Annotated in this window: 16 protein-coding genes and 1 pseudogene; 4 read left to right on the top strand and 13 right to left on the bottom strand. The window is 69.8% G+C overall.

Features of this window, described 5'->3' with window-relative positions; genetic code table 11:
• Positions 1-55 precede the first annotated feature (55 nt).
• The 4 genes from D581_RS0114385 (at position 56) to D581_RS0114370 (ending at position 3273) form a co-directional block, all read left to right on the top strand.
• Positions 56-1006 carry a cytochrome c oxidase assembly protein gene (locus D581_RS0114385; protein ID WP_018957916.1) on the top strand — a complete coding sequence of 317 codons (951 nt, stop codon included), beginning with the start codon at positions 56-58 and terminating at the stop codon, positions 1004-1006.
• Between the two features lie 66 nt (positions 1007-1072).
• Positions 1073-1231 (top strand): hypothetical protein, encoded by a 159-nt coding sequence (locus tag D581_RS1000000141630; RefSeq protein ID WP_003970622.1) that lies wholly within the window; start codon positions 1073-1075, stop codon positions 1229-1231.
• A gap of 208 nt (positions 1232-1439) precedes the next feature.
• Complete coding sequence (locus D581_RS0114375; RefSeq protein ID WP_018957915.1) at positions 1440-2156, top strand: lysophospholipid acyltransferase family protein; 717 nt, start codon at positions 1440-1442, stop codon at positions 2154-2156.
• 64 nt (positions 2157-2220) lie between these two features.
• Entirely contained in the window at positions 2221-3273 is a 1053-nt protein-coding gene (locus D581_RS0114370) for an NAD-dependent epimerase/dehydratase family protein (RefSeq protein WP_486585831.1), read from the top strand.
• Between the two features lie 34 nt (positions 3274-3307).
• On the opposite strand, the pseudogene D581_RS0114365 reads toward D581_RS0114370, so the two are convergent.
• The 13 genes and pseudogenes from D581_RS0114365 to D581_RS0114305 all read right to left on the bottom strand — a co-directional run.
• Positions 3308-3598: pseudogene (locus tag D581_RS0114365) on the bottom strand (alpha/beta hydrolase); the annotation flags it as partial.
• A gap of 19 nt (positions 3599-3617) precedes the next feature.
• Positions 3618-3986 carry a DUF6221 family protein gene (locus D581_RS1000000140695; protein ID WP_018957912.1) on the bottom strand — a complete coding sequence of 123 codons (369 nt, stop codon included), beginning with the start codon at positions 3984-3986 and terminating at the stop codon, positions 3618-3620.
• 921 nt (positions 3987-4907) lie between these two features.
• A complete protein-coding gene (locus D581_RS1000000139675; protein ID WP_078625838.1) occupies positions 4908-5195 on the bottom strand; it encodes a hypothetical protein in 288 nt (95 codons plus the stop codon).
• A 230-nt stretch (positions 5196-5425) separates the two neighbouring features.
• Positions 5426-5674: an ISL3 family transposase gene (locus D581_RS1000000142085; RefSeq protein WP_018957910.1), complete on the bottom strand. Its 249-nt coding sequence runs from the start codon at positions 5672-5674 to the stop codon at positions 5426-5428.
• The gene (locus tag D581_RS1000000142080; RefSeq protein WP_018957909.1) at positions 5674-6426 is read right to left on the bottom strand and encodes a helix-turn-helix domain-containing protein; all 753 of its coding nucleotides are present in this window, start codon (positions 6424-6426) and stop codon (positions 5674-5676) included. Before D581_RS1000000142080 ends, D581_RS1000000142085 begins: the two co-directional genes overlap by 1 nt.
• A 166-nt stretch (positions 6427-6592) precedes the next feature.
• Positions 6593-7015 carry a transposase family protein gene (locus D581_RS1000000142075; RefSeq protein ID WP_469222632.1) on the bottom strand — a complete coding sequence of 141 codons (423 nt, stop codon included), beginning with the start codon at positions 7013-7015 and terminating at the stop codon, positions 6593-6595.
• A 501-nt stretch (positions 7016-7516) separates the two neighbouring features.
• Positions 7517-7672, bottom strand: coding sequence for a hypothetical protein (locus D581_RS1000000142070; protein WP_486585830.1), 156 nt, complete (start codon positions 7670-7672; stop codon positions 7517-7519).
• 635 nt (positions 7673-8307) lie between these two features.
• Positions 8308-8715, bottom strand: coding sequence for a hypothetical protein (locus tag D581_RS1000000141625; RefSeq protein ID WP_018957906.1), 408 nt, complete (start codon positions 8713-8715; stop codon positions 8308-8310).
• Entirely contained in the window at positions 8716-9489 is a 774-nt protein-coding gene (locus D581_RS0114325; protein ID WP_018957905.1) for an urease accessory protein UreD, read from the bottom strand.
• Complete coding sequence (gene ureG, locus D581_RS0114320) at positions 9486-10163, bottom strand: urease accessory protein UreG (RefSeq protein WP_018957904.1); 678 nt, start codon at positions 10161-10163, stop codon at positions 9486-9488. The genes D581_RS0114325 and ureG overlap by 4 nt, the downstream gene beginning before the upstream one ends.
• A 30-nt stretch (positions 10164-10193) precedes the next feature.
• Entirely contained in the window at positions 10194-10856 is a 663-nt protein-coding gene (locus D581_RS0114315) for an urease accessory UreF family protein (protein ID WP_018957903.1), read from the bottom strand.
• A gap of 12 nt (positions 10857-10868) precedes the next feature.
• Positions 10869-12590, bottom strand: a complete 1722-nt coding sequence (locus tag D581_RS0114310; RefSeq protein ID WP_018957902.1) for an urease subunit alpha — start codon at positions 12588-12590, stop codon at positions 10869-10871.
• Positions 12583-12894, bottom strand: a complete 312-nt coding sequence (locus tag D581_RS0114305) for an urease subunit beta (RefSeq protein WP_018957901.1) — start codon at positions 12892-12894, stop codon at positions 12583-12585. Before D581_RS0114305 ends, D581_RS0114310 begins: the two co-directional genes overlap by 8 nt.
• Positions 12895-12905 lie beyond the last annotated feature (11 nt).

Here is a 12905-nt window from a genome sequence, read left to right as displayed (position 1 = left end):
TCTGGACCGGACAACCGGCACGAAACGGGGACGTGTCCCCATCGGGAGTGAACAGATGGATCACAGCGGGCACGGCATGAACATGGATCTGCCGCCGTTCACGCTGGGGCGGGGGCTGGAGCTCTCCGTCGACCCGTTCTTCCTGACCGGCTGCGTCCTGGCGCTCGCCCTGTACGGGTACGGCGTGGTGCGGCTGCGTCGGCGCGGGGACGGCTGGCCGGTGAACCGGATCGTGTTCTTCACCGTGGGCGTGCTGAGCATCGCGCTGGTGATGTGCACCAAGCTCAACGACTACGGCATGGTCATGTTCAGCGTGCACATGGTGCAGCACATGGTGATCAGCATGCTGTCGCCGATCCTGCTGCTGCTGGGCGCCCCGGTGACGCTGGCACTGCGCGCGCTGCCGCCGGCCGGGCGGGGGCGGACCGGGCCGCGCGAGCTGCTGCTGAAGCTGCTGCACAGCCGGTACATGAAGATCATCTCGCATCCGGTCTTCACGATCCCGCTGTTCATCGCGAGCCTCTACGCGCTGTACTTCACGCCGATCTTCGACTTCCTGATGAGCTCGAAGCCGGGCCACATCGGGATGATGGTGCACTTCCTCGCGGTCGGCCTGGTCTTCTTCTGGCCGATCATGGGCGTGGACCCGGGCCCGCACCGGCCCGGCTACCTGATGCGGATGCTGGAGCTGTTCGCCGGGATGCCGTTCCACGCGTTCTTCGGGATCGCGCTGATGATGGCGTCGACGCCGATGGTGGAGACGTACGAGAACCCGCCGGCCTCGCTCGGCATCGACGCCCTGAGCGACCAGAACTGGGCGGGCGGCATCGCCTGGGCGTTCAGCGAGATCCCCTCCGTGCTGGTGCTGATCGCGCTGGTCTTCCAGTGGTACCGCTCCGAGCAGCGCACCGCGCGGCGCACCGACCGGGCGGCGGACCGCGACGGTGACAAGGAGTTGGCGGCGTACAACGCCTATCTCGCGTCTTTGCAGGCGCGCGGACAGTAGCGCGGAGGGCGCATACGGGGTGACCATGGGGGCAACGGCCGCGCGGCCGACGAGGAGCGTGCGCGCATGTCCGGATCGACGAAGACCATGGGATACATGACCGGCGGGGCCCTGATCGCGGTGACCGCGTACACGGTGGCGCTGGGAAGCAGTGGCTGGCTCTGGTTCGGCTGGGTGGTGCTGGGACTGTGCACCCTCGGCATGCTGGCCACGCAGGACACCTGAGCCTGCGGGACGGTCCTCAGCAGCGGGTGCGGATGTCTGACGGGCCCGGAGGCGGGTACGAGCCGGGAGGCCGGTTCGCTACGGTCGCACGGTGGTGCCGGGGTCTACGCTGTAGCGCCCCGGCACCACCGTGACCTGGTAGTACGCAGCCCTGAACCCGGCAGTACAGCCCTGACGCCGACCCGGCAGAGCGAGGTGCACCCGCAAGGTGTTCTATTACGTCCTGAAATATGTCGTGCTGGGGCCCGTACTGCGGCTGTTGTTCCGGCCCCGGATCGAGGGTCTGGAGAACATCCCTACGGGCGGCGCGGCGATCGTCGCGGGCAACCACCTCTCCTTCTCCGACCATTTCCTGATGCCGGCCATCATCAAGCGCCGCATCACCTTCCTGGCGAAGGCCGAGTACTTCACGGGCCCGGGGATCAAGGGCCGGCTCACCGCCGCCTTCTTCCGCAGCGCGGGCCAGATCCCGGTGGACCGGTCCGGCAAGGACGCCGGACAGGCGGCCATCCGCGAGGGGCTCGGCGTACTGAGCAAGGGCGAGCTGCTGGGGATCTACCCGGAGGGCACCCGCTCGCACGACGGCCGGCTCTACAAAGGCAAGGTCGGGGTCGCGGTGATGGCGATCACCGCGCAGGTGCCGGTGGTTCCCTGCGCCATGGTCGGCACCTTCGAGATCCAGCCGCCCGGCCAGGTCATGCCGAAGATCAAACGGGTCGCGATCCGCTTCGGCGAACCGCTGGACTTCTCCCGCTACGCGGGCATGGAGAACCAGAAGGCCGCGATCCGGGCCGTGACGGACGAGATCATGTACGCGATCCTCGTACTCTCCGGCCAGGAGTACGTGGACGAGTACGCGGCCAAGGTGAAGGCCGCCGAGCAGGAGGCCGCGCCGCCGAGGAAGTTCCCCAAGCTGCGACGCTGAGCGCGAATACGCCACCGGCAGAGCGCCCTCGCCCCGGCGGGTCGGCTCCCCTAGCGTCGGATCCATGAGCAAGGGACACGCATGGGTGCTGGGAGCGACGGGCCAGATCGGGCGGGCCGCGGTGCGGGCGCTCGCGGCGGACGGCTGGGAGGTGACCGCGGCCTCGCGCGGCGGCGGCCGGGACGAGGGATGGGACGCCGAGGTCCGGGCGGTGGCGCTCGACCGTGACGAGGAGGGGGCGCTGGAGAAGGCGCTGGGCGACGGCTGTGACGTACTGGTCGACATGGTGGCGTTCGACGGCGCGCACGCCCGGCAGCTGACGGGGCTGGCCGGCCGGATCGGATCGGCCGTCGTGATCTCCAGCGGGGCGGTGTACGAGGACGAGCGGGGCCGCAGCTTCGACACGCAGGCTTCGACCGACGGCTTCCCCCGCTTCCCGGTGCCGCTGCCGGAGACCTGGCGCACGGTGGCACCGGGTGACGCCTCGTACGCGACGCGGAAGGTCCTGCTGGAGCGGGAGCTGCTGGCGGCGGCCGAGGAGCTGCCGGTGACGCTGTTGCGCGCGGGCGCGGTCCACGGCCCGTACTGCCGCACACCGCGCGAGCTGTATGTGGTGAAGCGGCTGCTCGACGGCCGCCGGCGCCGGGTGTTCGGGTACGGCGGGCAGAGCCGCTTCCATCCGGTCCATGTGTCCAACGCGGCGGAGTTGATCCGGCTGGCCGCCGGGCAGCCGGGATCACGCGTGCTGAACGCGGCGGACCCCGAGGCGCCCACGGTCGCGGAGATCGCGTCGGCCATCGACGACGTGCTCGGACGGGAGACGGAGACGGTGCTGGTCGACGGCGCTCCCCCGGAGGGGCATGTCGGGGTGACACCGTGGAGCGGCGCCCACCCCGTGGTCTACGACATGACGGCCGCCGAGGAACAGCTCGGGTACCGCCCGGTCACCGGGTACGTGGAGTCGCTGCCGGAGACGGTCGAGTGGCTCGCCGGGCAGCTGGCGGAGCGCGACTGGCGCGAAGCGTTCCCGAAGATGCTGCGCAATTACGGCGCCTGGCTCTTCGACTACGCGGCGGAGGACGCCTGGCTGGAGGCGTACGACCGGGAGCGGCGCTGAGCGGTCCCCGGTCGTACGCCTCCTCGGCGATCTACTACGGCTTCGGTGTGGCGTGCGGGGCGCACGTCGCATGGCGCCGACCGGTCTTCCCGGTGAGCAGGTAGGTGTCCACCCGCTCGTTGACGCAGGGGTTGACCAGTCCGGTGACGCCGTGGGATCCGGCGTCCTTCTCGGTGATGAGCCGTGAGCCCTTGAACTGCTTATGCAGCTCGACAGCGCCCTGGTAGGGGGTGGCGGCGTCGCGGGTGGACTGCACGATGAGGACCGGCGGCAGGCCCTTGCGGGTCTTCACGTCCAGCGGGGTCTGCTGCTTGGCAGGCCAGGTGCCCGTCGTTGCAGGGCTCCTACTGATCCTCGATCTCGATCAGCTTCCACTCGGGGTGGAAGTCAGGGTGGTCGGCGTACGCCGCAACGAGGCGGTCGATCACCGGCCTCCTCCGGTTCAGGCGCATCGTAGTGGCCGTGCCCACGACCACGTCCCAAGCGTGTGCTCGCCAATGGGACAGATCCCCGCCCTCCGGCAGGCGTGGCGGCTCCATCGTCCAGCCCAAGAGCTGGCGTTTCGCCTCGACATCGGCGAGAACCCGTGCCTGCAGCCCTGCCACGTCCGCGTTCTTGCCGAGCTTCAGTGCGAGAGCGGCCGTCTCGTCTTCGCGAAGACGGGCCACCAAGAACTCCGACTTGACCTCGAAGTCGTCTCGGATCATCGTCATCCCCCTCATTGTTAAGCGTTGGAGGGCCATCATTCACGGTAACCCGTGCCGACGGTGGGGAACTTGCGCTTCCTCCCGATCACCGGTAAGGGTTCGCAAGGACGCGCTTCCGCAGCTCCCGCCAGGGTCTCATCGAAGACCACTGCTGCCTCCAAGGGCTCCTTAGCCAGCCACTCCAGTTTGTCGGCCTCGACAACCTGGGCAACCAGCGAACTTCGCCGGACGCTCGACCAGAGCGGCCGGGGTGTGCGGAACCAACCTCGGTGCTTCTCCTCGATGTTGACACGTAGTCCTACCGAGAGGCGCGGGCCCCGCTCGCAGGCGTACGCGGACTTTGTGGCAGCTGGTCAGGAGCTCGGGCGGGGCGTCGTTGACTGAATCGAGGCCGACGCTGCCCGAGGGATACCCGGTAGTTCACACACCCCATCGAGGTCCTGATGACTGCGACCGCTACGCCGTGCCCAACCGGGCATCCCGGGTACTCCGAAACCCTCCCCCGTGAGTCCGGGAGCGCTACCGCCGCACGCAGGCTCGTGCCGTGCCGCACTGACAGCCTGGGGGATGGACGAGCTGATCGACGACGCCACGTTGGTGGTCACGGAGCTGGTTTCCAATGCGGCCGAGCACGGTCACCTCCTCACTATCGCTTGATCATTTCCCGCCCCGGCGAGGCGCGTCCGCCTCGGAGTCGTCGACCGCTCCACGACCCTGACCCGCGAGAGCTGACCATGGTCGAGCCGCGCCAGATATGACTCACCCCGTAGCACCTCTGCCGGTCACCTGGGCGTCCTGGGCGTACGAGTAGGAGATGAGCTCGTGTGGCTTTGTTCACGAGTTGCGGGTTCTTGCACAGATCTTGGGGAGCGGTCGCGGAGGGTGACAGTGACGTTCGATTGCAGGAGGACTACGAGCCCGGGGCTATCAACGTTCACGCATTCTGGTCCACCACCAGCCCGACATTGCCCACTCGATGTTGTTGGGCTCCGGCAAGGTACGACGCTCGAATTTCTCATCAATGCGCGTGATCAGTCGACCCAAGTCCCGTTTGGCCCCGGGAGGAAGGTGCAGCATCGCCCATTCCAGGTCATCACGGGCATCTTCCACCTCTATACCGGGTGAACAGACCTCGGAGGCGTTCAGATACCGTCCAGGCTGCTTAAAAGCCCACTCGAAACGCGAGAGCGCATGAGCGACCGCGTTGGGCCACATCTCCTGGTCTTCGACCCGGCGGATTGCTGCACGAGTCCGCGCGGAGACACCGGGGACCCTCAGGACCGGATACTGCCATCGTGGCCGCCACCGCTCTGCACGGACGGCCTTGGGACGCCTACGCGGCATAGCCCTTTCGGATCATCATGAGGCCATCCTGACACGGCTTGGCACCTGCATGGACCCCAGTCCTCGGTTCTCGCGCCGATCTGGGTGGGCGTCTCAGAGTGCTACTGGAGCAGGATCATCTTGCGGAGTAGTTCGAATCCGGCTCTGCCGTAGAGCTGCCGCTTGATCTTCTTGATGCGGTTGACGGCGCCTTCGATGCTGCCGGAGCTCCAGTCGAGAGTGAGCCCGGCTGTCACGGCGTCGAGGTCCCGGAGCAGGTGGTTGGCGAAGCCGGTGAGGCCGGGTAGCCGCCTGGCGTCGACTGCGTCAATCCAGGTCGGGAGCGTGGAGCCGAGGCGATTGGTGAGCATCACGCCGAAGCGCGGACATGTCCGGCGGCCTTGTCCAGTTCGGGGCAGCGGGCCAGGACCTCCTTCAGGCCGGCGCGGTCTTCCTCGGTCAGGGCCGTGGGGTGACGGGTGAGCCAGCCGGTCACCTGCCGCACGGTCGGCGGCCGCGGCGGCGCGTCGACGGGAGCCCCGCGGAAGGTGGCGATGTGGGCACGGACCATCTGGTAGGTGACGGGGGCGTTGTCGGCAACGAGTTCGCTGTGGAGGTGGGTGACGCTGGTGCATCCTTCGGAGAATCGCCGTTCCGGGTAGGGTCTGTAGGGGTCCAGTCTGCTGGGCCGGGGCCGGTTGTCGCGGATGGTGTCCTGCCAGCGTGCGGCGTTTGCGTACCGGAGCACGGTGTTGGGGCCCCAGCCCAGGTGTCGGGCGATCGCCCGGCGTGAGTGACCTTGGGCAAGCATCTCGTGGACCAGTGCGTGTGTTGCCTTCTTGCGCTCGGCCCGCCGACCGACGGGCTCCGAGCCGTCCTGCGGCTGACCGGAAGCCAGTCGGGTGGCCTCCGGCAGTGTGCCGCTGGGCGAAGGGTTGCGCAGGCAGTCGCGGTGGGCGGCGACGCAGGTCTCCACGGCGCGGCCGATGCCCTGCCACAGATGGAACCGGTCGGCGATCTGCAGAGCGTTGGGGGCACCGCGCCGGGCACCCTCGGCGTAGGCGCCCGCCCGGTCCCGGCAGATGATCTCCACGCCGGGGTGGCAAATCAGCCAGACGGCCATGGCCCGGCTTCACGCGTCGGGAGCACATCGACCACGCGATGGTCTTTGACCCTGGTCAAGACGGTGGAGTAGGTCTGGCCGCGACGGATCGCGAAGTCGTCCACGCCCAGCACCCGCGGAGTGCTGAACTACGGATCGGGCAATGCCATGACCCTGCGTAACAAGGTCATCCGTCCCCCGCCGAAGCCCAGCTGGGCAGCCAGCCGGGCCCGGCCCGTCCGGCCAGCGCGAGCCCTACTCGCTCCAGGGCATGGTTGAGTCGCGTGGTGAACCGTGCGTGCGGGGCGGCCAGCCGGGAGAACGGCTCGGCGAACGTCCGCCGCGGGCAGTCCGCCGACCCGCAGATGAAGCGCCGGACCGTCAGTCGGATCACAAAGCGCTGCTCAGCGAGCGGAAGGTCTTTCGGCCTGCGCTGGTATCGGTCGTGGACTCGGTCCGAGAAGCCGCCGCAGTCAGGACACGCGCCCCCGGCCGCGCGGCCTCTCGCCATGACCTCGTCTGTGCCGAACGCGGCCGTAACCGCCTCGACGTCCACCTCGTCGATCCCGTCGAACACCAGCGAGTCCCAGAACGGTGCGTTGGTCTGCATGACCAGCACCATCACTGTCCACAATCGACCACGGCATCGACCAACGAGGGCCTGAGGGAGCGTCACTTTCGGCTGTCAGACGCCAAGACGTACGCCGTCCCACACGAGCCAGCCCCTCGCAATCGAACATCAAGGTAACGCTCTGCGACCGCTCCCCAAGATCTGTGCCAGAATCGAGTTTTGAAGTCGCTGGGGTCCTTGCCTGGACAGCATCGAAGTGCTCCTGGCGGAATGCCCTGGTGAAGCCACAGGTGTCGAAGATCGAGTTTTACGTCGCGAGGAGGATGGGCCGCCAACTCGGCCTGGTGCTGAGCGCCGCATGCCACGGATCAGCCGTTACGTGGACGCTGCCATTTGCTCAGCACCGGGGCGCTGCTCACCGAGGTGCGCGAGCACGACTCAACAGGGTGAGGTCGCTTCGGCCCCCGTGGCCAGTGAGTCCGCGACATACCGGCCCGACCGTGGCCACAAGCGCCGCCGTACTCCAGGAAACAAGCCGGTTTACTGCGGCCGCTGCTCATGTACGGCCCGGTACCGGCGGCGCTCCCGTCGCCGGGAGACGAAGGCGGCCAGGATCGCGCCGACCACGAGCGGCCCGGCGATCCAGCGGGTCACGTCCGCCGTCCGGCCCGGCTCCCCGCCAGCCATCAGGGTCACCGTCTCAACAGTGATGGTGATTCCCAGCAGGACAAAGCCGAGCCCCCAGGCACGGACGCCCCACACAGGCCCCTGGATCGGCCCCTGTGGCCGGCGCGGCCGGAGCACGGCCCCGCACCCCAGCCACACCAACCCCATCCCCAAAGCCGCCATGTACACGTCCACGGCCCTGTCGAACACATCGGCCACTGTCCCCCGCCTCTCTGTCTCCCTGCCCGCGGCCCAGAAGCCGGGAGCCCCCCACACACAGCATCATGACCGCGCGAGCCGCGCCCCCCCATCTGCCGGGCACGGCAGACAACCTGCGCGCGGCTTTCCGGCACCCGGCAATGTGGGGGACTTGACGTCACTTCTCATGAACATCCAGGAGTCTCAGGATCGCCGACTGCTGTCCAAACTGGCAGACAAACGCTGCTGCTTGAAGCGAACAGAGCCACTCGTGCTTCCGGTGCCCCGCACGGGCACCCAGGTGACCCACTTCGGCGAGATCGCCGGCGGCAAGGGCCTGACTCCGAATCGTCCAGCTCGCCCGAGCCCTTCGCGGAGCCAAGCCCACCTAACCCAAGAGACCCCCGGCCCGCGACGCAGAGGGTTCGGCTGTCATTCGGCAGCCAAGGCCACATCATGCGTCGGGCCTAATTGCCGAACTCGTCCTCATCCGTGATCTCCTCAATCTCATCGACCAGATCGGGACGGCGGAACTGGACGTCGCTCTCTCGAGTCCAGCGATATGACCAGTCGATCTCGCTGGTGATGCCCCTGATGCTGTCGGTGGGAAGAACCTTCCTCACTTCTCGGATCGCTGCCTCGACAGCGGCTTCGTAGGCCGCCCGGGCCCGCTGGTAGTGGACAGTCGATCCTTCGGTCTGAAGATCGAAGTCAATGGTGATTGTCAGATGTTTCGGAGCAGGCTCCTTGGACACCGTTCCCCCCTCGGTTCGGTTGGTGGCCCGCCAGTATCCACCGGCCTTCTGCCGTGCTGCCATCGAACAGCCGAAGAACCTCAAGTAGCTGTTCTTCACGGAGAAGACGGTGGCAAGCACTCACTCCTTCAGGTCGTCCAGCAGCTCGCGCATCGCGTCGTCCAGGATCCCGCGCAGCAGGCGGGCGTCGGGGGCCACGGCGGTCACCAGGACGGCGGGGCCGGCGAGCGGGGTGAGGGTGGCGGTGGGTCCGAGGAGGCGTGCGGGGGGCGGGGCTTCGCCGAAGGCCGGGTCGGCGAGGAGGAGTTGGCCGACGGCCCGGTGGCCGCCAAGGACTGCCGGGCCGTCCCAACCGCCGGGGGCGCCGGGCCCGTAGGCCAACTGCTGGTCCAGGAGCGGGCGGCCCGCCCGGTGGACGGTGAGCCGGGTGGTGAGCGCGCCGGGGGGCTCGCCGTGCCGGCCGAGGATCTGTTCCTCGCGCAGCAACAGACGGCCGGTGGGGGCGAGTCGGACCCGGGTGGCCTGGTGCAGGTCGCTGCCGCGGGCGGAGACGAGTTGTTCGGGGAGCCAGTGCAGCACGGCCCCCTCCCCCACGGTGAGGTCCATCCCGTACGTGGACGGGCCGGTGTCCGCCCGTGGGCCCGGGAGGGCCACGGTGGCGGCCGCCGCGTCCACGGTGAGGCGCGCCCCGTCCGCGATGTCCGCCTCGATCGTCAGCCGGTCGCCGTTGAGCGGGGCGCTCATCGCGCCGACGACGGTCACCCGGGCGTATGCGGCCAGGGGCGAGCGGGTGCGGCGCAGGGCGAGCGGGCCGTCGCTGGCCAGGACGGGCAGGGCGGTCCCGTCCCGCCCGTCGGGCTCGGCCCGGAGGCGGGCCGTCGCGCGGACGCTCACGCGGCCCAGGCGGCGAGCCGCGCCCGCACCCAGTCGGCGACCGGTCCGACGCCCTCGGCCGAGGTCAACGAGGTGAAGGCGACGGGGAGTTCACCGCGCTGCTTCTTGGCGTCGAGGGCCATCTGCTCCAGGTCGGAGCCGACGTACGGGGCGAGGTCGGTCTTGTTGACGACCAGGAGGTCGGCGGTGGTGACGCCGGGGCCGCCCTTGCGCGGGATGTCGTCGCCGCCCGCGACGTCGATGACGAAGATCTGCGCGTCGACCAGTCCCTTGGAGAACGTGGCGGTGAGGTTGTCGCCGCCGGACTCGACGAGGATCAGGTCGAGCGGGCCGACCGCGTCCTCCAGGTCCTCGACGGCTTCGAGGTTGGCGGAGATGTCGTCGCGGATCGCGGTGTGCGGGCAGGCGCCGGTCTCGACGGCCTGGATCCGCTCGGGCGGCAGGACCGCGTTGCGCAGCAGGAAGGCGGCGTCCTCCTGGGTGTAGATGTCGTTGGTGACGACGGCGATGGAGAGCCGGTCGCGCAGTTCCCGGCAGAGGGCGGCGACGGTGGCCGTCTTGCCGGAGCCGACGGGGCCGCCGAGGCCGATGCGCAGGGCGCGCCGGGCGCCGTCGGGGCGGGTGGCGTCGGCGCTGACGGCGGCGGGGCCGTCGTGGGAGTGGCCGAGGTGCATGGGGACCTCCAGTGGTGGTCAAAAGGGTGGCTACGAAGCGAAGAGGCGGACCGGCCAGGCGGCGTGGGCCTCGGCGGTGATGTCGAGGAGCGGCGCCGAGGCGGCGGGCAGGGCGTCGATGCCCTGCCGGGCGGCCTCGGCGGCCTGTTCGGCGACCCGGTCCAGCTCGGGGGCGAGCCGGGCGAGTACGGCGGTGGCGTGGAAGGGGTCGAGGGAGAGGAGCCGGACGACGGCGGTGGCGGGGCCGCTGACGGTCTCGTAGGCGACACAGTGGGCGGCGTCCACGGGGTCGAGACCCGCCGACCGTGCGGTGAGTCCGAGGACGACCGGCTGGTGGGCGCCGCGCGGCCGGGCCGCCGCGAGCGCGTCCAGTTCGGGGCTCGGCCAGGTGGCGCGGGCGGCCCGCATCAGCTGCCGGCCCAGCTTGCGCGCGGTGGCCCGCAGGGCGGGCGAGGGTGTACGGGCGTCGGCGGCCGCGTCCAGGGTGAGCGGGTCGAGGCCGTGGGCCGCCGCCGCGGCGAGGGCGGCGGCGGTGAGACCCGTGGTGTGCAGCCGGCCCCGGCAGAAGTCGGCGAGGGAGTCGGCGTCCAGGACGCGGCCCTCGGCGACGGCCGGTTCGGCGCCGCCGGAGTGGGCGTGTCCTCCGGCGGGGAACCGGCCGTCGGCGAGGACGAGGAGTGCTGCGCGTGACATGGCCGGATCCGCTCAGAAGAGGAAGTAGCGCTGGGTCATGGGCAGTTCCGCCGCCGGTGCGGGCTCGACCGGGTCGCCGTCGATCGTGACGGCGAAGCTGTCGGGGTCGACGTGGACCTGGGGCAGGGCGTCGTTCTCCCGCATGTCCGCCTTGGTGATCCCCCGGGTGCTGGTGATCGGCACGAACCGCTTGTGCAGGTCGAGGCGTTCGGGCAGCCCGTCCTCGATCGCGGCGGCGGAGACGAAGTTGAACGAGCCCTGGGCGGCCGCTCGTCCCAGGGCGCCGAACATCGGCCGGGGCAGCACCGGTTGGGGCGTCGGGATGGAGGCGTTGGCGTCGCCCGTCTGCGCGTACGCGATCTGACCGCCCTTGATGACGGTCGCCGGCTTCACGCCGAAGAACGCCGGGTCCCAGAGGACGAGGTCGGCGAGCTTGCCGGTCTCCACGGAGCCGATCTCCCGGTCCAGTCCCTGCGCGACGGCCGGGTTGATGGTGTATTTGGCGACATAGCGACGGACTCGGTGGTTGTCGGCCCGCCCGTCCCCGGGCAGGGCTCCGCGCCGCTTCTTCATGACGTGGGCGGTCTGCCAGGTCCGCAGGATCACCTCGCCGATCCGCCCCATGGCCTGGGAGTCCGAGGAGATGATCGAAATGGCGCCGAGGTCGTGCAGGATGTCCTCGGCCGCGATGGTGGAGGGCCGGATCCGGGACTCCGCGAATGCCAGGTCCTCGGGGACGGCGGGGTTCAGGTGGTGGCAGACCATCAGCATGTCGAGGTGTTCCTCGATGGTGTTGGCGGTGTGCGGCCGGGTCGGGTTGGTCGAGCTGGGCAGGACGTAGGGCTCGGAGACCACGCTGATGATGTCGGGCGCGTGCCCGCCGCCCGCCCCCTCGGTGTGGTACGCGTGGATCGTCCGGCCGGCGATCGCGGCGAGGGTGTCGGCGACGAACCCGGCCTCGTTGAGGGTGTCCGTGTGGATGGCGAGCTGCGCGCCCGTCCGCTGGCAGACCGTGAGGCAGGCGTCGATGACGGCGGGCGTCGCGCCCCAGTCCTCGTGGATCTTGAATCCCAGTGCGCCGCCGCACAGTTGGGAGTCCATGGCCTCCTGCGACATCGTGTTGCCCTTGCCGAGCAGCCCGATGTTGACCGGGAAGGTCTCCAGCGCCTCGAACATCCGGGCCAGGTGCCAGGGTCCCGGGGTGACGGTGGTGGCCTTGGTGCCCTCGGCGGGTCCTGTGCCGCCGCCGACGAGGGTGGTGATGCCGCTGGAGAGTGCCTGGTCGACGAGGGTGGGCGAGATGAAGTGGACGTGGGCGTCGACCGCTCCGGCCGTGAGCAGCTTCCCGTTGCCCGCGATGATCTCGGTCTCCGGGCCGATCACCAGGTCGGGGTGGACGCCGTCCATGGTGTCCGGGTTCCCGGCCTTGCCGATGCCGGTGATCCGGCCGTCCCGGATGCCGATGTCGGCCTTGACGATGCCCCAGTGGTCGATGACGACGGCCCCGGTGATGACGGTGTCGGGCGCGCCCTCGGCGCGGGTGGTGCGGGCCTGGCCCATCGACTCCCGGATCACCTTGCCGCCGCCGAACACCGCCTCGTCGCCCGCGTGTCCGGGGCCGCCCGAGCGGTCCTCCTCGATCTCGACGAGCAGGTCGGTGTCGGCGAGCCGGATGCGGTCGCCGGTGGTAGGCCCGAACAGATCGGCGTACACGGCTCGCTTGAGGTCAGGCATCGAGGGCACCTCCGGTTTCGCCGCGCAGGCCGGGGACGACGCGGCGGCCGGCGAGGGGGACGAGTTCGACGTCGGTGGGAATGCCGGGCTCGAAGCGGACCGCCGTGCCTGCGGCGATGTTCAGCCGCAACCCGTGGGCGGCGGCCCGGTCGAAGCGCAGTCCGGGGTTGGCCTCGGCGAAGTGGTAGTGGGAGCCGACCTGGACGGGGCGGTCGGCTGCGTTGAGGACGGTGAGACGGGTGACCGTACGCCCCGCGTTGAGGGGGATGTCCCCGTCCCCGTACAGGATCTCTCCGGGAATCATCGGCGCGGCCC

This window comes from Streptomyces sp. CNB091, from assembly GCF_000377965.1.
The sequence above is the reverse complement of the archived record's forward strand: the minus strand, read 5'-3'. Positions and strand labels throughout refer to the sequence as shown.